The 25,388-nt window shown below is 63.2% G+C and carries 27 protein-coding genes; 2 read left to right on the top strand and 25 right to left on the bottom strand.

Going from position 1 to position 25,388, the window contains the following annotated elements; translation table 11 throughout:
* Positions 1 to 12: 12 nt before the first annotated feature.
* From U873_RS0132975 to ccmA, 11 genes are all read right to left on the bottom strand, one after another.
* A complete protein-coding gene (locus tag U873_RS0132975; protein ID WP_025132314.1) occupies positions 13 to 1,155 on the bottom strand; it encodes a hypothetical protein in 1,143 nt (380 codons plus the stop codon).
* Between the two features lie 108 nt (positions 1,156 to 1,263).
* A complete protein-coding gene (locus U873_RS0132970; RefSeq protein ID WP_025132313.1) occupies positions 1,264 to 1,665 on the bottom strand; it encodes a hypothetical protein in 402 nt (133 codons plus the stop codon).
* 14 nt (positions 1,666 to 1,679) lie between these two features.
* Positions 1,680 to 2,885, bottom strand: a complete 1,206-nt coding sequence (ccmI, locus tag U873_RS0132965; RefSeq protein WP_025132312.1) for a c-type cytochrome biogenesis protein CcmI — start codon at positions 2,883 to 2,885, stop codon at positions 1,680 to 1,682.
* Complete coding sequence (locus U873_RS0132960) at positions 2,882 to 3,352, bottom strand: cytochrome c-type biogenesis protein (protein WP_025132311.1); 471 nt, start codon at positions 3,350 to 3,352, stop codon at positions 2,882 to 2,884. Before U873_RS0132960 ends, ccmI begins: the two co-directional genes overlap by 4 nt.
* Entirely contained in the window at positions 3,349 to 3,885 is a 537-nt protein-coding gene (locus tag U873_RS0132955; RefSeq protein WP_025132310.1) for a DsbE family thiol:disulfide interchange protein, read from the bottom strand. The genes U873_RS0132960 and U873_RS0132955 overlap by 4 nt, the downstream gene beginning before the upstream one ends.
* Positions 3,882 to 5,870 (bottom strand): heme lyase CcmF/NrfE family subunit, encoded by a 1,989-nt coding sequence (locus U873_RS0132950; protein WP_025132309.1) that lies wholly within the window; start codon positions 5,868 to 5,870, stop codon positions 3,882 to 3,884. Before U873_RS0132950 ends, U873_RS0132955 begins: the two co-directional genes overlap by 4 nt.
* Positions 5,871 to 5,873: 3 nt before the next feature.
* On the bottom strand, positions 5,874 to 6,329 hold the full coding sequence (gene ccmE / locus U873_RS0132945; protein ID WP_025132308.1) for a cytochrome c maturation protein CcmE: 456 nt from the start codon (positions 6,327 to 6,329) through the stop codon (positions 5,874 to 5,876).
* On the bottom strand, positions 6,326 to 6,502 hold the full coding sequence (gene ccmD, locus U873_RS0132940) for a heme exporter protein CcmD (RefSeq protein ID WP_011060018.1): 177 nt from the start codon (positions 6,500 to 6,502) through the stop codon (positions 6,326 to 6,328). The genes ccmE and ccmD overlap by 4 nt, the downstream gene beginning before the upstream one ends.
* The gene (locus tag U873_RS0132935; RefSeq protein WP_025132307.1) at positions 6,499 to 7,254 is read right to left on the bottom strand and encodes a heme ABC transporter permease; all 756 of its coding nucleotides are present in this window, start codon (positions 7,252 to 7,254) and stop codon (positions 6,499 to 6,501) included. Before U873_RS0132935 ends, ccmD begins: the two co-directional genes overlap by 4 nt.
* A 90-nt stretch (positions 7,255 to 7,344) precedes the next feature.
* Positions 7,345 to 8,013, bottom strand: a complete 669-nt coding sequence (gene ccmB, locus U873_RS0132930) for a heme exporter protein CcmB (protein ID WP_025132306.1) — start codon at positions 8,011 to 8,013, stop codon at positions 7,345 to 7,347.
* Complete coding sequence (gene ccmA / locus U873_RS0132925) at positions 8,010 to 8,645, bottom strand: cytochrome c biogenesis heme-transporting ATPase CcmA (protein WP_025132305.1); 636 nt, start codon at positions 8,643 to 8,645, stop codon at positions 8,010 to 8,012. Before ccmA ends, ccmB begins: the two co-directional genes overlap by 4 nt.
* 196 nt (positions 8,646 to 8,841) lie before the next feature.
* On the opposite strand from ccmA, the gene U873_RS0132920 reads away from it, so the two are divergent.
* Both U873_RS0132920 and U873_RS0132915 read left to right on the top strand, forming a co-directional pair.
* Positions 8,842 to 10,422 carry a flagellar hook-length control protein FliK gene (locus U873_RS0132920; protein WP_025132304.1) on the top strand — a complete coding sequence of 527 codons (1,581 nt, stop codon included), beginning with the start codon at positions 8,842 to 8,844 and terminating at the stop codon, positions 10,420 to 10,422.
* Positions 10,419 to 10,751: an EscU/YscU/HrcU family type III secretion system export apparatus switch protein gene (locus U873_RS0132915; RefSeq protein ID WP_025132303.1), complete on the top strand. Its 333-nt coding sequence runs from the start codon at positions 10,419 to 10,421 to the stop codon at positions 10,749 to 10,751. Before U873_RS0132920 ends, U873_RS0132915 begins: the two co-directional genes overlap by 4 nt.
* Before the next feature lie 74 nt (positions 10,752 to 10,825).
* Here U873_RS0132915 and U873_RS0132910 read toward each other — a convergent pair whose 3' ends face one another.
* From U873_RS0132910 to flhA, 14 genes are all read right to left on the bottom strand, one after another.
* A complete protein-coding gene (locus U873_RS0132910; protein ID WP_025132302.1) occupies positions 10,826 to 11,218 on the bottom strand; it encodes a DUF2802 domain-containing protein in 393 nt (130 codons plus the stop codon).
* Positions 11,219 to 11,701 carry a chemotaxis protein CheW gene (locus tag U873_RS0132905; protein ID WP_011060011.1) on the bottom strand — a complete coding sequence of 161 codons (483 nt, stop codon included), beginning with the start codon at positions 11,699 to 11,701 and terminating at the stop codon, positions 11,219 to 11,221.
* A gap of 79 nt (positions 11,702 to 11,780) precedes the next feature.
* A complete protein-coding gene (locus U873_RS0132900; protein ID WP_025132301.1) occupies positions 11,781 to 12,665 on the bottom strand; it encodes a CheW domain-containing protein in 885 nt (294 codons plus the stop codon).
* Between the two features lie 84 nt (positions 12,666 to 12,749).
* A complete protein-coding gene (locus tag U873_RS0132895; RefSeq protein ID WP_025132300.1) occupies positions 12,750 to 13,538 on the bottom strand; it encodes a ParA family protein in 789 nt (262 codons plus the stop codon).
* Between the two features lie 50 nt (positions 13,539 to 13,588).
* Positions 13,589 to 14,476, bottom strand: coding sequence for a flagellar motor protein MotD (gene motD / locus U873_RS0132890; RefSeq protein WP_371261382.1), 888 nt, complete (start codon positions 14,474 to 14,476; stop codon positions 13,589 to 13,591).
* Positions 14,476 to 15,216 carry a flagellar motor protein gene (locus U873_RS0132885; protein WP_016963185.1) on the bottom strand — a complete coding sequence of 247 codons (741 nt, stop codon included), beginning with the start codon at positions 15,214 to 15,216 and terminating at the stop codon, positions 14,476 to 14,478. Before U873_RS0132885 ends, motD begins: the two co-directional genes overlap by 1 nt.
* Positions 15,216 to 16,331, bottom strand: coding sequence for a chemotaxis response regulator protein-glutamate methylesterase (locus U873_RS0132880; RefSeq protein ID WP_025132298.1), 1,116 nt, complete (start codon positions 16,329 to 16,331; stop codon positions 15,216 to 15,218). Before U873_RS0132880 ends, U873_RS0132885 begins: the two co-directional genes overlap by 1 nt.
* A gap of 47 nt (positions 16,332 to 16,378) precedes the next feature.
* On the bottom strand, positions 16,379 to 18,661 hold the full coding sequence (locus U873_RS0132875; protein ID WP_025132297.1) for a chemotaxis protein CheA: 2,283 nt from the start codon (positions 18,659 to 18,661) through the stop codon (positions 16,379 to 16,381).
* 12 nt (positions 18,662 to 18,673) lie between these two features.
* On the bottom strand, positions 18,674 to 19,462 hold the full coding sequence (locus U873_RS0132870; RefSeq protein ID WP_011060004.1) for a protein phosphatase CheZ: 789 nt from the start codon (positions 19,460 to 19,462) through the stop codon (positions 18,674 to 18,676).
* 30 nt (positions 19,463 to 19,492) lie between these two features.
* A complete protein-coding gene (locus U873_RS0132865; RefSeq protein ID WP_003183998.1) occupies positions 19,493 to 19,864 on the bottom strand; it encodes a chemotaxis response regulator CheY in 372 nt (123 codons plus the stop codon).
* Positions 19,865 to 20,029: 165 nt separating this feature from the next.
* Entirely contained in the window at positions 20,030 to 20,770 is a 741-nt protein-coding gene (gene fliA / locus U873_RS0132860) for an RNA polymerase sigma factor FliA (RefSeq protein WP_007922505.1), read from the bottom strand.
* Positions 20,767 to 21,597 carry a flagellar synthesis regulator FleN gene (gene fleN / locus U873_RS0132855; protein ID WP_011060002.1) on the bottom strand — a complete coding sequence of 277 codons (831 nt, stop codon included), beginning with the start codon at positions 21,595 to 21,597 and terminating at the stop codon, positions 20,767 to 20,769. Before fleN ends, fliA begins: the two co-directional genes overlap by 4 nt.
* A gap of 118 nt (positions 21,598 to 21,715) precedes the next feature.
* Positions 21,716 to 23,038: a flagellar biosynthesis protein FlhF gene (flhF, locus tag U873_RS0132850; RefSeq protein ID WP_025132296.1), complete on the bottom strand. Its 1,323-nt coding sequence runs from the start codon at positions 23,036 to 23,038 to the stop codon at positions 21,716 to 21,718.
* A gap of 11 nt (positions 23,039 to 23,049) precedes the next feature.
* Positions 23,050 to 25,179, bottom strand: a complete 2,130-nt coding sequence (flhA, locus tag U873_RS0132845; protein ID WP_025132295.1) for a flagellar biosynthesis protein FlhA — start codon at positions 25,177 to 25,179, stop codon at positions 23,050 to 23,052.
* Positions 25,180 to 25,388: the final 209 nt, after the last annotated feature.

Below are 25,388 nucleotides of genomic sequence, written 5' to 3'. Positions count from 1 at the left end.
GCGTCGCCCGCCTCAGATCCGCTCGCGAATCAGCACTTCAATGCCTGCCGCCTCGCCCCAGCGACGCAGCCGCTCGATCAGTTCGAGGTCGGTTTCGCCGACCAGGTACAAGGTGTCGATGGTCTGGCTCGCGGCCCACTCGACGAACTCGCTGCTGTCGAAGTCAGTCAGGCTGGCCAACTGGAATTCATTTTCGTAGAAGCCCGGAGTGACCGGGACCGGGGTGTCCTGAGGGCCGGGCGCGCCAATGAAGTCGCAGCCCAGGTGCACCACCCCCCAGCGGGCTACCCGCCAGTTGCCCAGGGCTTCGTCCAGCCGGGCCCGGGCGCCACGGGCAAAGCCCAGGCCATCGATGACCACGCGGCGGTTGACGATCAGCCACAACTTGCGCCGCCGCGGTGCCTTGAGCAGCACTTCGCCGGTGACCTTGGAAGCACGCAATGCCAGGGCGATCACCAGCAGCAAGGGCACGAAGTAGCTGTAGAGCCTCTCGGTAGCGCTGACCGTTACCAGCCCGCTCAGCCGCCGTACCTCGGCCCGCTGCTGCTCCAGTTCCTTGATGCTTGCGCTCAAGCCCTGCAGCCATTGGCTGATGGGGGCCGCCGTATATTCGCCGCGGATATCCCCCAGCGCCTGCTGCACCTTGACCACCGCCAAGGCCGAAAGGCGCCCGTCGGCGGTGCGCTCCAGTGCTGCAAAACGCTCGCACAGGCTGCTGACCTGGGCCGCATCCTGGGGCTCGTAGCGATCAACGGCGGCCTTGCAGTGCTCCACGCCCAGCATGTCGTCGATCTCGGTGGCCACCCGCCGCTGCAGCCCGGCCTGGGCCTGCTGCGCCAACTGGTAGTCGGTCTGGAACCAGTCCACGCGTACCGCCTGGGTGGCGCTGATCAGGGCCAGGGACGCCAGCAGCAGCCAGCCGTAGTCCACGCGCTTCCAGCCGATCTCGCCCAGACGAAAGACCGATATGAAGCTCCAGCAGAAGAAGTAGTACATGAAGGCGAACGCCACCAGCAGGCACGCCGGCTCCAGCGACAGGTAGATCAGCTCCGGCACCTCGGCCGGACCAAAGCCATACGCCAGCAACAGCACACAGACCACGGCCAGCCAAGACACCATCGGCGCAAAATAGGGTTTGTTCAGGTCATTCTTCATCGGGCGCTCAACGGCTGATACTCGGGAACACCCCGCTGTATCGGCCAGAGGGCCCGAGGCTTAAATAAACTGCTCGGGGCGCAGGCTCTGGCCTGCAGCTTTCGGCGACTACTGGAACTGGCGTCCGAGCCCGGCAGGTACACCGTGGATGTCGGTGTCTTCCCAGGGGCCGTCGGGGCTGATGGAACGGCTCCAACCGTCGTTCCAACGGTAATAGGTACGCTGGCGATAGAAGGTGTTGCTCTGGTTGTCCAGCACATAGACCCCAAGCCGCGCATCCCAGTGGCTATGACCACCCGGTGGCGGGGCAAAGCTGGCGGAGGTGCGGGGCAAAGGCTTGGCGGCAGGAATAGGCGCGCTGGGCGTGCCCGGAGCCGTAGACGGGACCGGGCGTGTGCTCGGCCCCGCAGGCGGGATGGGTTCGGAGGAAGTGGGCTGCGGCCGATGCACCGTACAAGCGCTCAACCCCAGGACCAGTGACAACAGGGTGATGCGAGCGATGGCGGTCATGGCGGCTTCTCTGATTATTGGTCCGGACGGTCGATGGTCAACTGCTGGGCGGCCGTGGTGCTGCTGGCCAGTGGCTGACTGTGCCCGACCCACTCACCGGCCGTGGGCTGGCCGGCACGTGAGACGCGCGCAACCAGTTGGACTTCAGGGAAGTTCGACAGTTTCAACTGCGGCATCATTGCATCGCTGTCCCCCAGCTCGACGGTGGCTGGCAGGTCGGCCACCGTCAGGCGCTTGGCCGCCAGCGGCGCCGGCGGGCCCTGGGTGGCGCGGGCGAAGATGAACACGCTGTCACCGGGCTGGACCTTGGCCTTGAGTTCGGGGGCCAGGTCGACCCGGACCTTGAGCAACGCACCCTTGGCCTTGACCGCAGGCTGCGTCGCGACCTTGCCGCCCTCGGCCACCAGCTTCTCGCTGGCGCGATCAATACCGCCCTGCAGCGCAGCGCGGGAGTTATCGTCCGGCGGCAACTGTGCCTGCAGGCGCTTCCAGTAATCGATGGCGTCCTGGAAACGCCCGCCCTCGAAGGCGGCGATCCCCAGCAGGCCAAGGCTGGTGACTTCATTGGGGTCGGCCTTCAAGGCTTCGTCGGTCAGTTCCTTGACCTTGTCCGACCATTGCTTGTTGTCGGCAAAGTACTGGGCCTGGGCCCACTGCCCCAGCAGCTCGGGCTGACGTCCGGCCAGGGCCACGGTGCGCTCGAAGATCTTCGCCGCGTCCGCCGGCCGGTCCTGGGCCATGTAGGTACGGCCGAGGAAGTACAGGCCCTCGGCAGAATCCGGCTGCGCCGCCACCGCACGCTCCAGGCGCCGGGTCATTTCTTCCATGGATTGCGGTGCCTGGGCGAACTCGCGGGTCAGCTCGACCTTGTCGCTGGCACCGAAGTGCATGTACAGCCCCAGGCCCAGGATCGGCACCAGCAGTGCTGCCAGCAGTGGCAGCGGCTTGCCCAGGCGCGAAGTGCGCGCCGGGCCTGTGCCTTCGGTGTCGGCCAGCAGTTCCCGGGCCGCTTCAGCGCGGCCACTGTCCATCTGTTGGGCACTGAGCACGCCTTCTTGCTGCTGGCTCTGCAATTCGGCCACGCGTTCTTCATAAAGCGCCACGTTCAGCGCGGTACGATCCTCTTCACGCTGGGCACGACGCTCACGCAAGACCGGGATCAACAGGAAACTCAGGGCGATCAGGAGCAGCAGGCCTGCCGCAAGCCAGAAATCAATCATGGGTGGTTTTTATCCAGCAGTTGGTCGAGGCGCTGACGCTCTTCGACGGAAAGCGTGGCCGGGCTGTCGTTGCGCTGTACGCGACGCCGCCGGACTATCACGACAATGATCACCAGGCCGCCCAGCAGCAGCGCACCGGGGCCGAACCAGAGCAACGCAGTCTTGCCGGTCAGGGCCGGCCGGTAGCGCACGAAGTCACCGTAGCGGTCGACCATGAAGTCGATGATCTGCTGATTGTCCTTGCCCTCGCCGAGCATGCGGAAAATCTCTTTGCGCAAGTCTGCGGCGATGGGCGCGTTGGAGTCGGCGATGTCCTGGTTCTGACATTTGGGGCAGCGCAGCTCCTTGGTCAGCTCGTGATAGCGCTCACGCTCGGCGTCATTGGCGAACTGGTAGGTATCGATGGCGGCGTGGGCCACGCCGGCGATGCTCAGGCCCAGGATGGCAGCAGCTAACCAGCGCTTCATGGCTTGGCCTCGTCCACCAGGGCCTGGTACTTGGCCGCCAGCTGTTCGCGCCAGACCACCTCATCGATCACCCCGACGAACTTGTCGCGGATGATGCCCTTGGCATCGATGAAGAAGGTTTCCGGGGCGCCGTAGACACCGAGGTTCAGGCCCAGGGAGCCCTCCTCGTCACGCACGTCCAGCAGGTAGGGGTTGTGGAACTCGGCCAGCCACTTCTGGGCGTCGGCATTGACGTCCTTGTAGTTGACGCCGTAGATCACCACGCCCTTCTGCGCCAGTTTGTTCAACACCGGGTGCTCGACCCGGCAGGAAATGCACCAGGTGGCCCAGACGTTGACCAGGGCCGGCTTGCCCAGCAGGTCGGCACGGGTCAGGGTCTTGTCGCCCTGCACCGAAGGCAGGGAGAACTCCGGGAACGGCTTGCCGATCATCGCCGATGGCAGTTCGGCCGGGTCCAGGTACAGGCCGCGATAGAGGAACACCGCCACCACCAGGAACACCGCCAGGGGCAACATCATCATCCAGCGTCTCATGCGGTCGCTCCTGTCATGCCCAGCGCCTCGCGCACACGGCTTTTGACCTTGACCCGATAACGCCGGTCCATGGCCGCCAGCAAGCCACCGAAACCAGTGAGCAGGCCACCGAACCAGATCCAGCGCACAAACGGCTTGACGTGCACCCGTACCGCCCAGGCGCCATCGCCCAGCGGTTCGCCCAGGGCGACATACAGGTCACGGGTGAAGCCGGCATCGATCCCGGCCTCGGTCATCATCGAGCTCTGCACGGTGTACAGGCGTTTCTCCGGGTGCAGCACTGCCACTTCCTTGCCATCGCGCACCACGCGGACGGTGCCCTTGTCGGAGGTGAAGTTCGGCCCCTCGAAGTGCTTGGCGCCTTCGAAGATGAAGTGGTAGCCGGCCAGGTCCATGGACTCGCCCGGCGCCAGGCGCAGGTCGCGCTCGGCGCTGTTCTGGCTCGACAGCACCACACCCAGGGCGCAGACGGCTATGCCCAGGTGCGCCAGCTGCATGCCCCAGTAGCTGCGGGTCAGGCTGGGCAGGCCCTTGATCAGGCCTTTGTGACGGGTCTTGTCGAAGATGTCGCGCACTCCCGCCAGCAGCACCCAGGCCGCCAGCAGGAAAGTCGCCAGCACCGCCCAGTTGAAGTCGCCGTAGGCCACCCCGGCCACCACCGCCAGGACCACGCTGCCCAGCAGCACGGGACCGAGCATGCCCGCCAGCCACTTCACCGGGGTGTCTTTCCAGCGCACCAGCACGCCTACCGCCATCACCACCATCAGCAGCGCCATCAGCGGAATGAACAAGGCGTTGAAGTACGGCGGGCCCACCGACATCTTGGCCCCGCTCAGGGCGTCGAGCACCAGTGGATACAAGGTGCCCAGCAGGATCATCGAGGCCGCCACCACCAGCACCAGGTTGTTGCCCAGCAGCAGGGTTTCCCGCGACCAGAGGTTGAAACCCACCTGGCTCTTGACCACCGGCGCGCGCAGGGCGAACAGGGTCAGGGACCCCCCCACCACGAACAGCAGGAAAATCAGGATGAACACGCCGCGCTCGGGGTCCGAGGCAAAGGCATGGACCGAGGTCAGGACCCCGGAACGCACGAGGAAGGTCCCCAGCAGGCTCAGGGAGAAAGCAGCGATGGCCAGCAACACGGTCCAGCTCTTGAACACCCCGCGTTTTTCGGTCACGGCCAAGGAGTGGATCAGCGCCGTACCCACCAGCCAGGGCATGAAGGAAGCGTTTTCCACCGGGTCCCAGAACCACCAGCCGCCCCAGCCCAGCTCATAGTAGGCCCACCAGGAACCCAGGGTGATGCCGATGCCGAGGAAGGCCCAGGCGACGATGGTCCAGGGCCGCGACCAGCGGGCCCAGGCCGCGTCCAGGCGACCGCCGAGCAAGGCGGCGATGGCGAAGGCGAAGGCCACGGAGAAGCCGACATAGCCCATGTAGAGCATCGGCGGGTGAACGATCAGGCCGATGTCCTGCAGCAACGGATTGAGGTCGCGACCGTCGGCCGGGACCTGGGGCAGGATCCGTGAAAACGGGTTGGAGGTCATGATCAGGAACAGCAGGAAGCCGGTGCTGATCATGCCCATCACTGCCAGTACCCGAGCCAGCATCACTTGCGGCAACTGCCGCGAGAACACCGACACGGCGAAGGTCCAGCCGCCGAGGATCAGCGCCCAGAGCAGCAGCGAGCCTTCGTGGGCGCCCCACACCGCGCTGAACTTGTAGTACCAGGGCAAGGCGCTGTTGGAGTTGCTGGCCACATAGGCCACCGAGAAATCATCGCTCATGAAGGCGTAGGTCAGGCAACCGAAGGCAAACGCCAGGAAGGCGAACTGGCCCCAGGCCGCCGGCTGGGCCAGGCTCATCCACAGGCGGTCGCCGCGCCAGGCACCCAGCAAAGGCACCACGGCCTGGACCAGGGCAAAGCACAGGGCGAGGATCATCGCCAGGTGGCCGAGTTCGGGAACGAACAGTGCGGAGCTCATGGCTTAACCCTCTTTGGCTGGCGTCGGTGCCGACTGGCCGCTGTCTTTCAAGGCCTTGGTGACTTCCGGCGGCATGTACTTCTCATCGTGCTTGGCCAGCACCTCATCGGCCACCACCACGCCATCGGCGTTGAGCTTGCCCAGGGCGACGATGCCCTGCCCTTCGCGGAACAGGTCCGGGAGGATGCCGCGGTAGGTGATGGTCACCGACTTGTTGAAGTCGGTGACCACGAATTTCACGTCCAGGGAGTCGGCGGAACGCTGCAGCGAACCGGCCTCGACCATGCCGCCGGCGCGGATTCGCGTATCCAGGGGCGCTTCGCCGTTGGCGATCTGGGTCGGGGTGTAGAACAGGTTGATGTTTTCCTTCAGCGCGCTGAGGGCCAGGCCGACGGCAATGCCGACGCCCAGCAGAATCGCCAGGATGATCAAAAGACGCTTTTTACGCAGCGGATTCACTTACCGTTCTCCCGGCGCAGACGACGCGCCTCTTGTTGCAGATAACGCTTGCGCGCCAGGATCGGCGCCACCAGCTCACGCGCCAGGACCACCAGGCAAATGCCATAGGCCGACCAGACATAGAGGCCGTGATGGCCCATGGCGAGAAAATCGCTGAAGGATGCAAAGCTCATTGGGCGGCCTCCAGGCTGCGTTGGACTTCGGCCTTGACCCAACTGGTCCGGGCTTCGCGCTTGAGCACCTCAAGGCGCATGCGCAGCAACAGCAGCACACCGAAGAAACAGTAGAAGCCCAAGGACGTCAGCAGCAGCGGCAGCCACATTTCCACCGGCATGGCCGGCTTTTCAGTCAAGGTGAAGGTCGCGCCCTGGTGCAGGGTGTTCCACCATTCCACCGAGTACTTGATGATCGGAATGTTCACCACGCCGACAATCGCCAGCACCGCGCAGGCCTTGGCCGCGCTGTCGCGGTTGCTGATGGCGGCATTGAGCGCGATCAGGCCGGCGTACAGGAACAGCAGGATCAGCATCGAGGTTAGACGGGCATCCCAGACCCACCACGAGCCCCAGGTCGGCTTGCCCCAGATTGCCCCGGTGACCAGGGCCAGGAAGGTGATCGAGTGCCCGATGGGCGCCGCGCATTGCAGGGCGACATCGGCCAGTTTCATTTTCCACACCAGTCCGACCACACCGCACACGGCCAGCATGACGTAGCAGGACTGAGCCAGCATCGCCATCGGCACATGGATGTAGATGATGCGAAAGCTGTTGCCTTGCTGATAGTCCGGTGGCGCAAAGGCCAGGCCCCAGACCACGCCGACAGCGATCAGCAACACCGCGGCAATGCTGAGCCAGGGCAGCATCCTGCCGCTGATGCCATAGAACCATTTAGGCGAGCCGAGCTTATGAAACCAAGTCCAGTTCATTCACTATTTCCATCACGGGTGCTTTTCGTGGTCGAAAAGCCTGGGTCTTTTCTTAGAAAGAAGTGATCAAAAAATGATCAGACCTCATTATTATTCGCCGACGCTGATCTTCAGGCCAGCCGCTATTGCAAAGGGTGTCAAGGTCACGGCCAGAGCGGTCAGGCTCCCGAGCCACAGCAGGTATCCGGTAGCCGGCATGCCCTGCAATGCCGCCTGCAGGGCGCCACTGCCAAGAATCAGCACCGGGATGTACATCGGCAGGATCAGCAACGCCAGCAACAGGCCGCCGCGCTTGAGCCCCACGGTCAATGCCGCACCCACCGCGCCCAACAGGCTGAGCACCGGTGTGCCCAGCAGCAAGGACATCAGCAGCACCGGCAGACAGGCGGCAGGCAGCCCCAGCATCACCGCCAACAAGGGTGCGAGCAAGACCAGTGCCAACCCGGAAAACACCCAGTGTGCCAGCACCTTGGCCAGAACCAGAAGAGGCAGGGGGTGCGACGAAAGGACCCACTGTTCAAGGGATCCGTCTTCGAAATCGCTGCGGAAAAGCCCGTCCAGCGAGAGCAGGACGGACAATAAGGCCGCTACCCAGACCAGCCCTGGAGACAAGGTTTGCAACAATTGTGTCTCAGGTCCCACGGCCAGCGGGAACAGTGCGACAACAATTGCGAAAAATACCAAAGGATTGGCCAGTTCCGCCGGACGCCGGCACAACAGGCGCGATTCGCGGGCCACCAACAAGGCAAAGACTTTCATGCGGCCCACCGCCCCAGGTCGATGTCGCGATAGCCCGGGGGCAGGCGGGACAGGCTGTGGTGGGTGGTCAGGATCACCGAGCCGCCCTGCTCGCAGTGCTGGGCCAGGTGTTCTTCGAGCTGGGCCACGCCCTGCTTGTCGAGGGCGGTGAACGGTTCATCGAGGATCCACAGCGGCGGACTGTCCAGGTACAGGCGGGCCAGGGCCACGCGCCGTTGCTGGCCGGCAGACAGGGTGTGGCAGGGCACGTCTTCGAACCCCTGCAGGCCGACGGCCGCCAGGGCCTGCCAGATGGCCTCGCGCGAGGCTGGCTGGTGCAAGGCACAGAGCCAGCTGAGGTTTTCCTCGGCCGTCAGCAGGTCCTTGATGCCGGCGGCATGGCCGATCCACAACAGGTTGCGGGCCAACTCGCCACGCTGATCGTGCAAGGGCTGGCCATTGAGCAGTACCTGACCGCTGGTGGGTTGCATCAGGCCGGCGAGCAAACGCAGCAGGCTGGTCTTGCCGCTGCCATTGGGGCCGCTGATCTGCACCATGTCTCCGCCGTTCAGACGCAACTCGAGGTGTTCAAACAGCATCCGCCAATCACGCTCACAGGCGAGTGCTAGGGCTTCGAGAAGGGGGCTGGTCAAGGGATAACAGGCCTTTACGGGTTCAAGTCGGCAATCGAGCGGCCGTTAAAGAGATGCAGGATAAATGCATTCGCGGCCTGTTCTAGAGAGCTGCGTCAAACATTTGCAATGTTTTCACCACTCCCCCAAAGACGGGCGGCATTATACATGCGAAGCCCTACTCTAATGAGGGCTAATTTCCACAGGTTGTGTCCGAATGACAGGCGAAATCAACATCCTCCCGCTGCCCCAGGCGCCCGTTCCCGGCACTGCGCGCCCGCAGGCGATCAGCGGTGAGCTGCTCAAGCTGGTGCAACCTCTGGAAGGCCTGATAACCGCCGGTCAGAGTGCCAAGGCCGAAGTGCTGTCGCTCAAGCAGACCGACCAGACATTCCAACTGCTGCTCAAGGTAACCCTGGACAACGGCCGGCAAACTACCCTGCAGGCCACCAGCAGCCAGCCCCTGCCCCAAGGCACCAGCCTGGCGGTGACCCAGCCCTCGGCAGGCAACCTGGCAATCACCGTGCAACAGGCGCTTGCCAGCAGCGTCGCCGCCCTGACTCGCCTGGACACCACCCAACTGCCACCGGGAACCCTGCTCCAGGGCAAGGTGCTGACCACCCAGATGCTGCCCCAGGGCGCCAATCAACCGGCCAACTACCGCTCCCTGGTGAGCCTGCTCAACACTGCCCAGAGTGGTGCCACCCTGAGCATCGACAGCCCCCAGCCGCTGCGCATCGGCAGCCTGCTCAGCGCCCTGGTCTCGGACTCCCAGACCCTGAACTTCGTGCCCCTGAGCAATCGCCAGGAGCAGCTGGCCATTGCTGCCCAACTGGCCAGCCAGCAAAGCCGCCAGGGCTCACTGAGCGGCTTGATCAATGCCCTGCAGAACCTGCCTGCCGACAGCGACACCTCCACCACCGCCGACCTGCGTGCAGCAGTGGACCGCCTGCTGGCCGGCCTGCCCGATGCGCAACAGCTGAGCAACCCGCGCGGCGTGGCCCAGGCCCTGCTGGGCAGCGGCCTGTTTCTGGAGGCCCGGCTGCTGGCCGGGGCCAACCCGGGGCAAGTGCCGGACATGAAGGCCGACCTGCTGCGCCTGATCGCCCAACTGACCCCGGGCCTGCCCTCCTCCACCAGCTTCAACGCCATCCTGGCCGCCAATACCCTGGCCCAGTCATTGCCCAGTTTTGTGCGCAGCGCCCTGGGCACCCTCGGCCAGGTCAGCGCCAAGGCCTCGCCCACCGGCTTTCCATTGCCCGAGCGGCTGCTGCAAAGCCTGGAAAGCGAAGGTGACCTGGAGCAACTGCTGCGCCTGGCAGCCGCCGCGGTATCGCGCTTGCAGAGCCACCAACTGTCGAGCCTGGAACAAAGCGGCCTGACCGACGATGGCCGGCAGCTGACCACCTGGCAGCTGGAGATCCCCATGCGCAACCTGCAGGACATCGTGCCCTTGCAGGTCAAGCTGCAGCGCGAGGACCCACCGGAACCGGAGCCGGAACAGAAGCGTGACGAACGTGAACCCAAACAGTCCCTGTGGCGAGTCGACCTGGCCTTCGACCTGGAACCCCTGGGACCGCTGCAGGTCCAGGCGCAACTGGTCCAGGGCCGGCTGTCCAGCCAGCTCTGGGCCGAGCGCCCCTACACCGCGAGCCTGATCGAAAGCCACCTGGGCAATCTGCGTGAACGCCTGCTGGCTTCGGGGCTGAACGTCGGCGACCTGGATTGCCACCTCGGCACACCGCCCCAGGGCCCGCAAACCCGACTGGAACAACGCTGGGTGGACGAAACCGCATGACCAAGCACAGCCCCGCACCGCGCCAGGCCATCGCCCTCAAATATGACGGCCAGCAAGCCCCGACCCTCACCGCCAAGGGCGACGATGAACTGGCGGAAGCCATCCTGAAGATTGCCCGGGACTATGAAGTGCCGATCTATGAGAACGCCGAGCTGGTGAAGCTGCTGGCGCGACTGGAATTGGGCGAGAGCATCCCGGTGGAACTGTACCGGACCATCGCCGAGATCATCGCCTTCGCCTGGAATCTCAAGGGCAAGTTTCCGCAGGGGCACGATCCGCAGCTCGCGGAACAGGAGAAGGACATCACCGAACGCGGCGACGACTACTGAAAGGTCAAGCAGCGGCCAGCTTCAAGCGCTCAGCTACAGGCTTGTCGCTTGCAGCTGGCAACTTGCAGCCGCCCCTACCCCTTGTGCAGCTTGCTGACCAGTTCGGCCTCGGCCTGGGTCAGGCCGCAGGATTGAGTCAGTTCGTCGACGCTGGCGCCCATGCCCACCAGGCGCGCGGCCTGGGCGAAGGACAGGGTCGAGGGGTCGCGCTGCTCAAGTTGTGCCAGCTTGTCCGGTAACGGACCCACCACCGAGCGCAGCTCGTGCAGATCCTCGCCCATGCGCACCGTACCGTTCTGATAATGGTCGACGCGCTTGGCCAGGTCCTTGATCCGCTGGTCGCGCACGGCATCGCCCTCGGCCTGCTGCGCAGCGATCTGCCGCTGGTTGCGGGCATAGGACAGGAAAAAAGCCAGAGTGGCGACCCAGAGGATCGCCAGGACAATTACCGCTACCTCGAGGATCAATCAGATACTCTCCAGTTCCGACCATTCCTCTTCGCTCATCATCTTGTCCAGCTCCACCAGAATCAGCAGTTCGCCGTTCTTGTTGCAGACGCCCTGGATGAACTTGGCCGACTCTTCGTTACCGACATTCGGCGCAGTCTCGACTTCCGACTGACGCAGGTAAACCACTTCCGCCACGCTGTCGACCATGATCCCGACCACTTGCTTGTCGGCCTCGATGATGACGATCCGGGTGTTGTCGTTGACTTCGGTCGGCACCAGGCCGAAACGCTGGCGGGTGTCGATCACGGTGACCACGTTGCCGCGCAGGTTGATGATCCCCAGCACGTAGCTTGGCGCGCCCGGCACCGGAGCGATCTCGGTGTAGCGCAGGACTTCCTGGACCCGCATCACGTTGATGCCGTAGGACTCGTTATCCAGCTTGAAGGTGACCCATTGCAGGATCGGATCTTCGGAACCCTGTGCAGACGACGACTTATTCATACCCTGACCCCTCAAAAAACCGTTGAAAACGGCGTGTGTTCTGTCTGGCCGCGCCTGAAGGACGCCGCCTGTTGTTGGTTTACTTCGGCTTGTGGGCCGGTTGAGTGATAGCCATCTGCTTGGCAGCACCGCTGGCGATCAACTCGGCCAGTTCGGCGACGTCAAGCAAGGCGCACATGTGTTCAATCACCGTGCCGGCCAGCCATGGACGCTGGCCACGGTGGCTGCGCCACTTGATTTCATTGGGGTCCAGACGCAGCGAACGGCTGACCTGATGCACCGCCAGCCCCCACTCATAGCCCTGGACCGAGATCACGTATTGCAGGCCCTGGCGAAAATCATCACGGTAGCGATCCGGCATGACCCAACGCGCGGTATCCAGGACCTTCAGGTTGCCGGACTGGCTCGGCAAGATGCCAAGGAACCACTCGGGCTGGCCGAACAGCGGTGTCAGCTCCTGCCCGGCCAGGGAATAGATCGAGCCCAGGCACACCAGGGGCACAGCCAGGGTCAGGCCGGCAACATCGAACAACAGGCATTCAAAAGGCTCCGCCGCCCAGCTGGGACGGTCACTGCCAGTGACCGGAGGCGGCGTGTTGCTCGGCGGCAAGTGCACTTCCACCAACGGCGGTACCAGCGCCTGGAGCATCGGCACCACGGGCGAAACCGTCGTCGCCACGGGCGCTGGCGCTTCCAGCACCGGCGTCACCACCGGGGCAGGCACTTCGACCCGGGCAGCAGGCGTGGCCTGCTGCTGGACCCGGGCGTCCCGCGCCTGCTCTTCCAACACCGCGGCCTGGAACTCGTCCAGCACTTCGCTGGAAGCCTCCAGCACTACGGGCGGCGCAACCTCGACGGCCGGCTCCGGCGCCAGCGGCTCTTCGGTGGCGTCCTGCAGCAAGGCGTCCAGGTACGACTGCAACGCCAGCTGCGGCCGGCTCTTGATATCCAGAGGACGGTTCATGAGGATGCCCACGCAAAAACCCCGACACAGTGACCTGTAGGGGTTATCGGCCGGGCTGGGGAGCGACTTGAATAGCGCTTCACGTCAAGCCACCTGCGCCACGAGCTGCTGGGCCAGCAGGTGCTTGAGCAAGGCCTTGTAGGCCAGTACGCCACGGCTTTTGCCGTCGAACTGCGAAGGCGTGAGGCCGGCCCGGCTGGCATCGCGCAGGCGGGTGTCCACCGGGATATAGCCCTGCCAGATTTCCTCGGGGAACTTGTCCCGCAGGACGCGCAGGGTGCCCAGGGAGGCCTGGGTACGGCGATCGAACAGGGTTGGCACTATGGTGAACGGCAGCGGCTGCTTGCGCGAGCGGTTGACCATGGCCAGGGTGTTGACCATGCGCTCCAGGCCTTTGACCGCCAGGTGCTCGGTCTGCACCGGGATCACCAGTTGCTGGCTGGCCGCCAGGGCGTTGACCATCAGCACTCCGAGCAACGGCGGGCTGTCGATGACCGCGTAGTCGAAATCCTGCCACAACTGCGCCAGGCTCTTGGCGATCACCAGGCCCAGGCCGCTCTGCCCGGGCGACTGGCGTTCGAGGGTGGCCAGGGCGGTGCTCGAGGGCAGCAATGAAATGCGCTCGTGGCTGGTGCCCAGCAGCAACTGGCCCGGCAAGTCCTCGGGCACGCTGCCCTTGTGCAGGAACAGGTCGTAGCTGCTGTGCTCCAGGCTGTCCGGGTCATAGCCGAAATAGCTGGTCATGGAACCGTGGGGGTCGAGATCGACCACGACCACGCGCTTGCCCGCCTCGGCCAGCAACCCGGCTAAAGCGATGGAACTGGTGGTTTTACCGACACCACCCTTTTGATTGGCAACTGCCCAGACTCTCATTCAGTTTGTTCCTCCCGCCCGGCCACAGCGGGGCGAGACATAGCGCTAAGTTATAAAGCGGGTGACGGAGAATTGACGGCGCTTCCCTGTACCGGCGTTTTCACCGGGGTTGGTGCAGTTTGTGTGCCAGCCCGCTTGAGTGCCGCATCCGGTGTCGCATTGGCGGTCCCGGTGCCGGTCAGGCTGCGCCGCACATCCAGGTTGCGCGACACCACCAGTACCACCCGGCGATTGCGTGCACGGCCTTCGGCAGTGGCATTGTTGGCCACCGGCTGGAACTCGCCGTACCCCACCGAAGCCATCCGCGCCGGGTTCACCCCCTGCATCGCCAGCATGCGCACGATGCTCGCCGAGCGGGCCGAGGACAGTTCCCAGTTGGTCGGGTATTGCGCGGTCTGGATCGGCAGGTTGTCAGTGAAGCCTTCGACATGGATCGGGTTGTCGAAGGGTTTGAGGATCTTCGCCACCTTGTCGATGATGGTGAACGCCTGGTCACTGGGCATGGCATCGCCGCTGCCGAACAACAGGCTGGAATTCAGCTCGATCTCCACCCACAGCTCATTGCCGCGCACGGTCATCTGGTTGGAGCTGATGAGGTCGCCAAAGGCCGCGCTGATGTCATCGGCGATGCTCTTGAGCGGATCACTGGCCCCGGAGATACCGGCGTCGGTCTGATCGCTGTCCTTGACCAGCGGCTTGGCCGGGGTCACGGTCTTGGGCCGCTCATCGCCGATGGGAATCGGCTTGAGGGCACGATCGGAGTCGGTGAAGACCCCGACCAGCGCTTCGGAAATGACCTTGTACTTGCCTTCATTGATCGAGGAGATCGAGTACATGACCACGAAAAACGCGAACAGCAAAGTGATGAAGTCGGCGTAGGAAACCAACCAGCGTTCGTGGTTGACGTGTTCTTCAGGCTGGCGACGACGGGCCATAATCAGTCCATGAAGCCTTGCAGCTTCAACTCGATGGAACGTGGGTTCTCGCCTTCGGCAATCGACAGGATGCCTTCGAGCAACATCTCCCGGTAACGCGACTGGCGCAGGGCGATCGATTTCAGTTTGGCGGCGATCGGCAACAGCACCAGGTTGGCACTCGCCACCCCGTAGATGGTGGCGACGAAGGCCACGGCAATGCCGCTGCCCAGCTGAGACGGATCGGCCAGGTTGCCCATCACGTGGATCAGGCCCATGACCGCACCGATGATACCGATGGTCGGCGCATAGCCGCCCATGCTCTCGAACACTTTGGCGGCTTCGATGTCGCGGCTTTCCTGGGTGTAGAAATCCACTTCAAGAATACTGCGGATGGCTTCGGGTTCGGCGCCATCCACCAGCAGTTGCAGGCCCTTGCGCGAATAGGTGTCGGGCTCGGCATCCGCCACGCCTTCCAGGCCCAGCAGGCCTTCCTTGCGCGCGGTCAGGCTCCAGTTGACCACTCGGTCGATGCCACCTGGCAAGTCGACCCGCGGCGGAAACAGGATCCAGACCAGGATCTGCATGGCGCGCTTGAAGGCGCTCAGCGGCGACTGCAGCAAGGCCGCGCCGATGGTGCCACCGAGCACGATCAGCGCGGCCGGACCGTTGGCCAGGGCCGACAGATGACCGCCTTCCAGGTAGTTGCCGCCGATGATGGCGACAAACGCCATGATGATCCCGATGAGGCTGAGCACATCCATCAGAGACAGGCCTCGACCAGATGCCGGCCGATGTCGTCCAGGCTGTACACCGCATCCGCCAGGTTGGCTTTGACGATGGCCATGGGCATGCCGTAGATCACGCAACTGGCTTCATCCTGGGCCCAGACCGCACTGCCACCCTGCTTGAGCAGGCGCGCACCTTCACGGCCGTCGGCGCCCATGCCGGTGAGTACCACCGCCAGAACTTTGTCACTGTAGGACTTGGCCGCAGAACCGAAGGTGATGTCCACGCACGGTTTGTAGTTCAAGCGCTCGTCGCCGGGCAGAATCTTCACCGCGCCACGACCGTCGATCATCATCTGCTTGCCGCCGGGAGCCAGCAACGCCAGGCCCGGACGCAGGATGTCGCCATCCTCGGCTTCCTTGACGCTGATGCGGCACAGCTTGTCCAGACGCTCGGCAAAGGCCTTGGTGAAGGCCGCCGGCATGTGCTGGATCAACACGATAGGCGCCGGGAAGTTCGCCGGCAGCTGGGTCAGGACCCGCTGCAGGGCGACCGGGCCACCAGTGGAGGTGCCGATCGCCACCAGCTTGTAGGCTTTGCGCTTGGGGGCCGGCGATGCCGGACCTGCTGCCGGTGCACGGGCAGGTGTCGGCGCTGGCGCCGAACGCGCGGTGCTGCTGAAGCTGGAGGTGCTCGGCGCCGGTGCCGCGGCCGGTTGTGGCTGCGGTGCGCTGTAGCTGCTGAAACGACGGTTGCTGCGCGAGATGCTGTGGACCTTCTCGCACAGCAGTTGCTTGACCTTCTCCGGATTGCGCGAGATGTCTTCGAAATTCTTCGGCAAGAAATCCACGGCCCCGGCATCCAGCGCGTCGAGGGTCACTCGAGCGCCTTCGTGGGTCAGGGACGAGAACATCAGGACCGGCGTCGGGCAGCGCTGCATGATATGCCGCACTGCGGTGATGCCATCCATCATCGGCATCTCGTAGTCCATGGTGATCACGTCCGGCTTGAGGGCCAGGGCCTGATCGATCGCCTCTTTACCGTTGGTCGCCGTGCCGACGACCTGGATATTCGAATCCGCTGAAAGAATTTCCGAGACGCGGCGGCGGAAAAAACCCGAATCGTCCACCACCAGGACTTTGACTGCCATAAACACTCCGTTAGGTGGGGCGAGGCCAACCGCCCCTCCCCGCCGAATCAAATACGCCGTGCGGCGTAACGCTTGAGCATGCTCGGGACATCGAGGATCAGAGCGATGCGGCCGTCACCGGTGATGGTGGCGCCGGACATGCCCGGGGTTCCCTGAAGCATTTTGCCCAAGGGCTTGATGACCACTTCTTCCTGGCCCACCAGTTGATCGACGACAAAGCCGATCCGCTGGGTGCCCACCGAAAGGATCACTACGTGGCCCTCGCGCTGCTCTTCATGAGCGGCGGAACTGACCAGCCAGCGTTTGAGGTAGAACAGGGGCAATGCCTTGTCACGCACGATCACCACTTCCTGGCCGTCCACCACGTTGGTGCGCGACAGGTCGAGGTGGAAGATTTCGTTGACGTTGACCAGCGGGAAGGCGAAGGCCTGGTTGCCGAGCATGACCATCAGGGTCGGCATGATCGCCAGGGTCAACGGCACCTTGATGACGATCTTCGAACCCTGGCCCTTGGTCGAGTAGATGTTGATCGAACCATTGAGCTGGGAAATCTTGGTCTTCACCACGTCCATGCCCACACCACGCCCGGAGACGTCGGAAATCTCGGTCTTGGTCGAGAAGCCCGGGGCAAAGATCAGGTTGTAGCACTCGGTGTCGCTCAGGCGGTCGGCGGCGTCCTTGTCCATCACCCCACGCTTGACGGCAATGCCGCGCAGCACGTTCGGGTCCATGCCCTTGCCGTCGTCGGAGATCGACAGGAGGATGTGGTCACCCTCCTGTTCCGCCGCCAGCACCACCTTGCCACCCCGGGACTTGCCCGAGGCCTCGCGCTCTTCCGGCGATTCGATGCCATGGTCCACCGCGTTGCGCACCAAGTGCACCAGCGGGTCGGCCAGGGCCTCCACCAGGTTCTTGTCGAGGTCGGTTTCTTCCCCTACCAGTTCCAGGTTGATTTCTTTCTTCAGCTGCCGGGCCAGGTCGCGAACCAGGCGCGGGAAGCGCCCGAAGACCTTCTTGATCGGCTGCATGCGGGTCTTCATCACCGCGGTCTGCAGGTCGGCCGTCACCACATCGAGGTTCGACACCGCCTTGGACATGGCTTCGTCGCCGCTGTTGAGGCCCAGGCGCACCAGACGGTTACGCACCAGCACCAGCTCGCCCACCATGTTCATGATTTCGTCCAGGCGCGCAGTATCCACGCGCACTGTGGTTTCAGCTTCGCTGGCCGGCTTTTCTGCCGGAGCTGCAGCGGCTGCACGGGCTGGAGCTGGAGCCGGCGCCGCAGCCGCTGCGGGCTTGGCCGCCTCGACCTTGGCCTCGGGCTTCTTCGCCACCGGCTTGGCCACTGCCGCGCTAGCCGCTGCCGCAGGTGCCGCAGTCGCCGCAGTCGCCGCAGCGGGCTTGGCCGCGCCAGGGGTTTCGGAAAACTTGCCCTTGCCGTGCAGCTCATCCAGCAGGGATTCGAATTCGTGATCGCTGATCAAATCGCTGCCAGCAGCTGCCGCGCTAGGCGCCGCTGCTGCCGGGGCCGCGGCCACTGCCGATTCCAGAGCATCCACGGCAAAGCTGCCCTTGCCGTGCAACTGATCCAGCAAGGCTTCGAATTCGTCGTCGGTGATTTCATCACTGGACGCCGCCGCACCAGCGCCGGTGCTGGCCGCTGCGGGAGCTACCGCATCGGGAGCGAACTGGCCCTTGCCGTGCAACTGGTCCAGCAGGGATTCGAACTCGGCGTCGGTAATCTCATCGCTGCCCGGCTCGCCCTGGGCCGCCGGTGCGGCAGCAGGCGCGGCCTCGGCTTCGGCCTTGGCGGCATTCAGCGAATCGAGCAGCAGTTCAAATTCGTTGTCGGTGATATCACCTGACGGGGCTTGAGCCTCAGGCTCGGCCACGGCCTCGACCACCTCTTCCACCACGGCGGCGGGAGCCGGCGCGGCACTGGCCGGTTCGGCCAGGCGTGCCAGGGCAGCCAGCAATTCAGGTGTCGCAGCGGTGATTGCGGAGCGCTCGCGGACCTGGCTGAACATGCCGTTCACCGCGTCCAGCGCTTCAAGCACCACGTCCATCAGTTCCGAATCGACCCGCCGCTCACCCTTGCGCAGGATGTCGAAGACGTTTTCGGCGATGTGGCAGCACTCCACCAGCTCGTTGAGCTGGAGGAAGCCGGCGCCCCCTTTAACAGTGTGAAAACCGCGAAAAATTGCATTGAGCAAGTCCGCATCATCTGGCCGGCTTTCCAGCTCGACCAGTTGTTCGGACAGTTGCTCTAGAATCTCGCCGGCCTCAACCAGGAAATCCTGAAGGATCTCTTCATCGGCGCCGAAGCTCATTAATGGGTGCTCCTAGAATCCAAGGCTGGAAAGCAAATCGTCTACATCGTCCTGACCGGACATAACGTCTTCCCGTTTATCGGCATGAATCTGCGGACCTTCACCCTTGGCGAGATGTTTTTGCGGATCTTTTTCAGCGAGGATCGATTCACGGTCATGTTCGATGCCGGCGAAACGATCGACCTGGCTGGCCATCAAGACGAGTTTGAGCAGATTGCTTTCGACTTCCGTGACCAACTGGGTCACACGCTTGATCACCTGACCGGTCAGGTCCTGGTAATCCTGCGCCAGCAGAATGTCGTTGAGGTGGCCGGAAACGGTACGGGTTTCCTGCTCGCTGCGCGTCAGGAAACTGTCGACCCGGCGTGCCAGTTCGCGAAACTCTTCAGCGCCGACCTCACGCCGCATGAAGCGCCCCCAGTCTGCACTCAAGGCCTGGGCTTCAGTGCTCAGGCCGTTGACCAGCGGGGTGCTGCTCTCTACCAGGTCCATGGTGCGGTTGGCTGCGGCTTCCGTCAGCCGGACCACATAGGACAGGCGCTCAGTGGCATCCGTGATCTGTGAAACTTCCTCGGCTTGCGGCATGTGCGGATCAATCTGGAAATTGACGATCGCGCTATGCAGCTCGCGGGTGAGCTTGCCCACTTCCTGGTACAGGCCGCGGTCACGGGTCTGATTGAGCTCATGGATCAATTGCACCGCTTCGCCAAACCTGCCTTTTTCAAGGCTCTCGACCAGTTCCAGTGCATGTTTTTTCAGGGTCGACTCAAAGTCGCCCAGTGAAGATTCGTTATGCTCCATAGCTCCCCCGTGGCCCAATGGCTACGCATCTCAACCGATGCGTTCAAAGATCTTTTCGATCTTCTCTTTCAACGCCTGAGCCGTGAATGGTTTGACTACATAGCCGTTAACGCCGGCCTGGGCAGCTTCGATGATCTGCTCGCGCTTGGCTTCGGCAGTCACCATCAGCACCGGCAGGTGCTTGAGCTTTTCATCGGCGCGCACATGGCGCAGCAGATCGATACCGGTCATGCCCGGCATGTTCCAGTCCGTTACCAGAAAGTCGATGCTCCCGCTGTTGAGTACCGGAATGGCAGTAGTGCCATCGTCGGCCTCGACCGTGTTGGTGAAACCCAGATCACGCAACAGGTTTTTTATGATCCGCCGCATCGTTGAAAAGTCATCAACGATGAGGATTTTCATGTTCTTGTCCAATTCGACCTCCAAGCAGTCTTAAACGCATCCAGCACCTGGACGCGTCATTCAATCAATCCGGCACAACACACAACGACTGCATGGAGCACATACTGCAAGACCGGTGCAGCGCTTGCTTCACCGGTCCTGATCGCAGTGTCCCCACACTGACTGTCAGCGCGCTCGCCACTCCCCCAAACGCCCCCGCAAACGGGCCGCGCACTGGCTGTGTAACTGGCTGACCCGCGATTCGCTGACTCCCAGGACCTCACCGATTTCCTTGAGGTTCAGCTCTTCGTCGTAGTACAGCGCCAACACCAGTCGCTCGCGCTCCGGCAAATTGGCAATCGCATCCGCCAGCGCAGCCTGGAAGCGTTCATCCTCCAAGTCCCGTGACGGTTCGAGATGAGCACTGGCGCCATCCTCGTGCAGCCCTTCATGCTCGCCGTCCTGCAACAGATCGTCGAAGCTGAACAGCCGACTGCCCAAGGTGTCGTTCAAAATCCCGTAATAATCGTCGAGACTCAATTGAAGTTCGGCCGCAACTTCGTGATCTTTAGCGTCACGACCGGTTTTAGCTTCAATTGCGCGAATCGCGTCACTGACCATCCGCGTATTGCGGTGTACAGAACGCGGTGCCCAATCGCCCTTGCGGACCTCATCGAGCATCGCCCCGCGAATACGGATACCCGCGTAGGTTTCGAAACTCGCCCCCTTGCTCGCGTCATATTTGGTCGACACTTCGAGCAGTCCGATCATCCCGGCCTGAATCAGGTCTTCCACCTGAACACTGGCCGGCAACCGCGCCAGCAGGTGATAGGCAATACGCTTGACCAGGGGCGCATAGCGCTCGATCAGTTCGTATTGGCTGTCACGTGCCGACTTCTTGTAGAGGTTGTAGCCGCTGGCACTCATAACACCGGTCCTGCTGTCTGATGCACGAGCCGCTCGACAAAAAATTCCAGATGCCCGCGCGGATTCGCCGGCAATGGCCAGGTATCCACTTTTTGCGCGATGGCCTTGAACGCCAATGCACACTTCGAACGAGGAAACGCCTCATAGACCGCACGCTGCTTTTGCACGGCCTTGCGCACACTTTCATCGTAGGGAACTGCACCGACGTATTGTAAAGCCACGTCCAGGAAGCGGTCCGTGACCTTGGTCAATTTTGCAAACAGGTTGCGCCCTTCCTGAGGGCTCTGGGCCATGTTGGCCAGGACCCGGAAACGGTTCATGCCGTAGTCGCGATTGAGCAATTTGATCAGTGCATAGGCATCGGTGATCGAGGTGGGCTCATCGCAGACCACCAGCAACACTTCCTGGGCCGCCCGCACGAAACTGACTACCGAGTCACCGATACCCGCAGCGGTGTCGATCACCAGCACATCGAGGTTGTCGCCGATGTCGCTGAACGCCTGGATCAGGCCGGCATGCTGCGCGGGGCTCAGGTGCACCATGCTCTGGGTGCCCGAGGCCGCCGGAACGATGCGAATGCCGCCAGGCCCCTGGAGCAGCACATCGCGCAGCTCGCAGCGCCCCTCGATGACATCGGCCAGGGTGTGTTTGGGGGTCAGGCCCAGCAGGACATCGACGTTCGCCAAGCCCAGGTCGGCGTCCAGCAGCAACACCCGCCGACCGAGCTCAGCCAGAGCCAGGGACAAGTTCACTGACACATTAGTCTTGCCGACGCCACCTTTGCCGCCGGTCACCGCGATCACCTGTACGGGATGCATGCTGCCCATGTTCTTTCTTTACCTTGTCTTACTTAGACGGGGCCACATAACTGGCTGCGCGTTCACCATCGGAACAATGCATGGCAGACCATCGATGTAGATACACTGCAATCTATTCATGATTACCTCAGCCCACCCGCTTGGACGGGCTGTGGTAAAGATCGGCGAACATGTCGGCCATGGCCTCCTCGCTCGGCTCCTCCTGCATCTGCACACTCACCGCGCGGCTCACCAACTGGTGCCGCCGAGGCAGGTGCAGATCATCCGGAATCCGCGGGCCGTCGGTCAGGTAGGCCACCGGCAGTTCATGACTGATGGCCAGGCTCAACACCTCGCCCAGGCTGGCTGTCTCATCCAGTTTAGTCAGGATGCAACCGGCCAGGCCGCAGCGCTTGTAGCTGTGGTAGGCAGCAGTGAGCACCTGCTTCTGGCTGGTGGTGGCCAGCACCAGATAATTCTTCGAACGGATCCCCCGACCGGCCAGGCTTTCCAGCTGCATGCGCAAGGCTGGGTCACTGGCCTGCAGGCCTGCGGTGTCGATCAGCACCACACGCTTGCGCAGCAGCGGATCCAGGGCCTGGGCCAGGGATTGGCCGGGATCGACGTGGGTCACCGACACATTGAGGATGCGGCCCAGAGTCTTGAGCTGCTCCTGGGCACCGATGCGGTAGCTGTCCATGCTCACCAGGGCGATGTTCTGCGCCCCGTACTTGAGCACGTAGCGCGCCGCCAGCTTGGCCAGGGTGGTGGTCTTGCCCATGCCGGCCGGGCCGACCATGGCGATCACTCCGCCCTCTTCCAATGGCTCGACTTCCGGGGTATGGATCATCCGCGCCAGGTGCGCCAGGAGCATGCGCCAGGCCTGGCGGGGCTCGTCGATTTCGCTGATCAGTGCCAGCAGATCGCGGGCCAAAGGGCCAGACAGGCCGATACGCTGCAGGCGGCGCCAAAGGTTGGCCTGCTCCGGACGGCTGCCCTGCAACTGGCTCCAGGCCAGGGAGCCGAGCTGCACTTCGAGCAGCTCGCGCAAGCCGTTGAGTTCAAAGCGCATCGAGTCCAGGGCCCGCGTGTCGGCCACGGGAGCCGCCGGGGCTGGCGCCGGGCGCGGACGCTCGGTCAGGGTCGGCTCGATCAGCGGCTCGGCAGCGGTCAGCGGCAGACCGGCGAACAGCTGGCGATTGGTAATGGCGGTGCTGTCGCCCTCGCCCCGCAGGCTCAGTTCGGCCTGGGCGGTGACGATCCGCGACTGGGTCTTGCGCAGCTCGTCCTCGAGTTCCATGTTCGGAACCCGTGGCGACAAGGCCGACAATTTGTAATCCAGCGCAGCCGTCAGCTCGACACCTCCGGCGATCCGCCGGTTGCCGATGATGGCGGCTTCAGCGCCCAGCTCATCACGAACCAGTTTCATGGCCTGACGCATATCGGCGGCGAAAAAACGCTTAACTTGCATAACCCACTACCTCAGCCGTTGGGCCCTACTGTCGCAACGATGGTCACTTGCTTGTTGTCGGGAATTTCCTGGTACGCCAGCACATGCAGCCCGGGAACGGCGAGACGGCCGAACTTCGAGAGCATGGCGCGGACTGGACCCGCGACCAACAGAATCACTGGTTGACCTTGCATCTCTTGACGCTGTGCCGCATCGATCAGCGATCGCTGCAGCTTTTCAGCCATGCTTGGCTCCAGCAGAACGCCTTCTTCCTGGCCTTGTCCTGCCTTCTGCAGACTGCTGAGCAAAATCTGTTCCAACCTTGGCTCCAAGGTGATCACAGGCAGCTCAGACTCAGTCCCTACAATGCTTTGGACGATGGCGCGAGACAATCCAACGCGCACCGCGGCAACCAAAGCGGCAGTATCTTGACTCTTGGCGGCATTGTTGGCGATGGCCTCGGCAATACTGCGAATGTCGCGCACCGGCACCTGCTCCGCCAGCAGCGCTTGCAGCACCTTGAGCAATTGCGACAGCGACAGCACGCCCGGCACCAGTTCCTCGGCCAGCTTCGGCGAACTCTTGGCCAACAACTGCATCAGTTGCTGGACTTCTTCGTGGCCGATCAGCTCGCTGGAGTGCTTGTACAGAATCTGGTTCAAGTGGGTGGCGACCACGGTACTGGCATCCACCACGGTGTACCCCAGAGACTGCGCCTGGGGCCGCTGACTGATCTCGATCCACACCGCTTCCAGGCCGAAGGCCGGGTCTCGGGCGGCAATACCATTGAGAGGGCCGTAGACCTGCCCCGGATTGATCGCCAACTCGCGCTCCGGGTAGATCTCCGCCTCGGCCAGGATCACCCCCATCAGCGTCAGGCGATAGGCGCTGGGCGCCAGGTCCAGGTTGTCACGGATATGCACCGTGGGCATGAGGAAACCCAGGTCCTGGGAGAGCTTCTTGCGCACCCCCTTGATCCGCGCCAGCAACTGCCCACCCTGGTTGCGGTCCACCAGGGGAATCAGCCGGTAGCCGACTTCCAGGCCGATCATGTCGATCGGGGTCACATCGTCCCAGCCCAATTCCTTGGTTTCCATGGCCCGAGCCGGGGATGGCAACAGGTCCTGCTGGCGCTGGACTTCTTCCAGGGCCTGGACCTTGACCGCTTTTTGCTTGCGCCACAGCAGGTAGGCGGCGCCGCCAGCCACCGCCGCGAGGCTGAGGAAGGAGAAATGCGGCATGCCCGGTACAATGCCCATGACCGCCATCAAGCCTGCAGAGACCGCCAGCGCCCTGGGCGAGGCGAACATCTGCCGGTTGATCTGCTTGCCCATGTCCTCGGAGCCCGAAGCTCGGGTCACCATGATGGCCGCCGCAGTAGAGAGCAGCAGCGATGGCAGTTGCGCCACCAAACCGTCACCGATGGTCAGCAGGGCGTAGACCCGGCCTGCATCGCCGAACGACATGTTGTGCTGGAAGATACCGACGGCCATGCCGCCGATCAGGTTGATGAACAGAATCAGCAGGCCGGCGATGGCGTCACCGCGGACGAATTTGCTGGCACCGTCCATGGAACCGTAGAACTCGGCCTCCTGGGCCACTTCCAGACGGCGCAGCTTGGCCTGGTTCTGATCGATCAGCCCGGCGTTCAGGTCGGCGTCGATGGCCATCTGCTTGCCGGGCATGGCGTCCAGGGTGAAACGCGCGCTCACCTCGGAAATACGCCCGGCACCTTTGGTCACGACCACGAAGTTGATGATCATGAGGATCGCGAAGACCACGATACCGACCACGTAGTTACCGCCGATCACCACCTCACCGAAGGCCTGGATCACCTTGCCCGCCGCTGCGTGGCCGTCCTGGCCGTGAAGCATCACCACCCGGGTAGAGGCAACGTTGAGCGCCAGTCGCAACAGCGTGGCCACCAGCAGGATGGTCGGGAATACGGCGAAATCCAACGGCCGCAGGGCATAGACGCACACCAGCAGGACCACGATCGACAGGGCGATGTTGAAGGTGAAGAACACGTCCAGCAGGAACGGCGGCACCGGCAACATCATCATGGCCAGCATGACCAACAACAGCACCGGTACACCCAGGTTGCCCTGGCCGAGACCAGCCAGGTTACTGCGAGCCGTGTTGATTAACTGAGAGCGATCCACCGATTTACCCCGTTCCGTAAAGCAAACTTTTGACGCCTGAAGCGGCACGGGGCTGTTACTGCAAGAAGCCTTCCAACTTTAATCGAACGCGGTAACCAGGGGCTCGCAGGAATATCCACCTCCCCCACCCGCGCCTGCCGGCAAACGGAAAAAGCCGATGGAGCACCTAATGGCAATTAGCCATTTTTCTGACAAGGGGCGCCTGCGAG

The organism is Pseudomonas sp. PH1b (genome assembly GCF_000633395.1).
Classification (GTDB): Bacteria; Pseudomonadota; Gammaproteobacteria; order Pseudomonadales; family Pseudomonadaceae; genus Aquipseudomonas.
This window is presented reverse-complemented; position numbering and strand designations above follow the sequence as displayed.

Bases quoted from the DNA above. Each gene is read 5' to 3' on its own strand.
- U873_RS0132865 (WP_003183998.1), bottom strand. From the start codon at position 19,864: ATGAAAATCCTCATCGTTGATGACTTTTCAACGATGCGGCGGATCATA.
- fliA (WP_007922505.1), bottom strand. From the start codon at position 20,770: ATGAGTGCCAGCGGCTACAACCTCTACAAGAAGTCGGCACGTGACAGC.
- U873_RS0132875 (WP_025132297.1), bottom strand. From the start codon at position 18,661: ATGAGCTTCGGCGCCGATGAAGAGATCCTTCAGGATTTCCTGGTTGAG.
- ccmD (WP_011060018.1), bottom strand. From the start codon at position 6,502: ATGAGCTTTGCATCCTTCAGCGATTTTCTCGCCATGGGCCATCACGGC.
- U873_RS0132920 (WP_025132304.1), top strand. From the start codon at position 8,842: ATGACAGGCGAAATCAACATCCTCCCGCTGCCCCAGGCGCCCGTTCCC.
- U873_RS0132950 (WP_025132309.1), bottom strand. From the start codon at position 5,870: ATGAGCTCCGCACTGTTCGTTCCCGAACTCGGCCACCTGGCGATGATC.
- U873_RS0132870 (WP_011060004.1), bottom strand. From the start codon at position 19,462: ATGGAGCATAACGAATCTTCACTGGGCGACTTTGAGTCGACCCTGAAA.
- ccmB (WP_025132306.1), bottom strand. From the start codon at position 8,013: ATGAAAGTCTTTGCCTTGTTGGTGGCCCGCGAATCGCGCCTGTTGTGC.
- ccmI (WP_025132312.1), bottom strand. From the start codon at position 2,885: ATGATTGATTTCTGGCTTGCGGCAGGCCTGCTGCTCCTGATCGCCCTG.
- U873_RS0132900 (WP_025132301.1), bottom strand. From the start codon at position 12,665: ATGAACCGTCCTCTGGATATCAAGAGCCGGCCGCAGCTGGCGTTGCAG.
- U873_RS0132880 (WP_025132298.1), bottom strand. From the start codon at position 16,331: ATGGCAGTCAAAGTCCTGGTGGTGGACGATTCGGGTTTTTTCCGCCGC.
- U873_RS0132935 (WP_025132307.1), bottom strand. From the start codon at position 7,254: ATGAACTGGACTTGGTTTCATAAGCTCGGCTCGCCTAAATGGTTCTAT.
- U873_RS0132885 (WP_016963185.1), bottom strand. From the start codon at position 15,216: ATGGATGTGCTCAGCCTCATCGGGATCATCATGGCGTTTGTCGCCATC.
- U873_RS0132955 (WP_025132310.1), bottom strand. From the start codon at position 3,885: ATGAGACGCTGGATGATGATGTTGCCCCTGGCGGTGTTCCTGGTGGTG.
- flhF (WP_025132296.1), bottom strand. From the start codon at position 23,038: ATGCAAGTTAAGCGTTTTTTCGCCGCCGATATGCGTCAGGCCATGAAA.
- U873_RS0132915 (WP_025132303.1), top strand. From the start codon at position 10,419: ATGACCAAGCACAGCCCCGCACCGCGCCAGGCCATCGCCCTCAAATAT.
- fleN (WP_011060002.1), bottom strand. From the start codon at position 21,597: ATGGGCAGCATGCATCCCGTACAGGTGATCGCGGTGACCGGCGGCAAA.
- U873_RS0132905 (WP_011060011.1), bottom strand. From the start codon at position 11,701: ATGAATAAGTCGTCGTCTGCACAGGGTTCCGAAGATCCGATCCTGCAA.
- U873_RS0132970 (WP_025132313.1), bottom strand. From the start codon at position 1,665: ATGACCGCCATCGCTCGCATCACCCTGTTGTCACTGGTCCTGGGGTTG.
- U873_RS0132975 (WP_025132314.1), bottom strand. From the start codon at position 1,155: ATGAAGAATGACCTGAACAAACCCTATTTTGCGCCGATGGTGTCTTGG.
- U873_RS0132960 (WP_025132311.1), bottom strand. From the start codon at position 3,352: ATGAAGCGCTGGTTAGCTGCTGCCATCCTGGGCCTGAGCATCGCCGGC.
- U873_RS0132895 (WP_025132300.1), bottom strand. From the start codon at position 13,538: ATGAGAGTCTGGGCAGTTGCCAATCAAAAGGGTGGTGTCGGTAAAACC.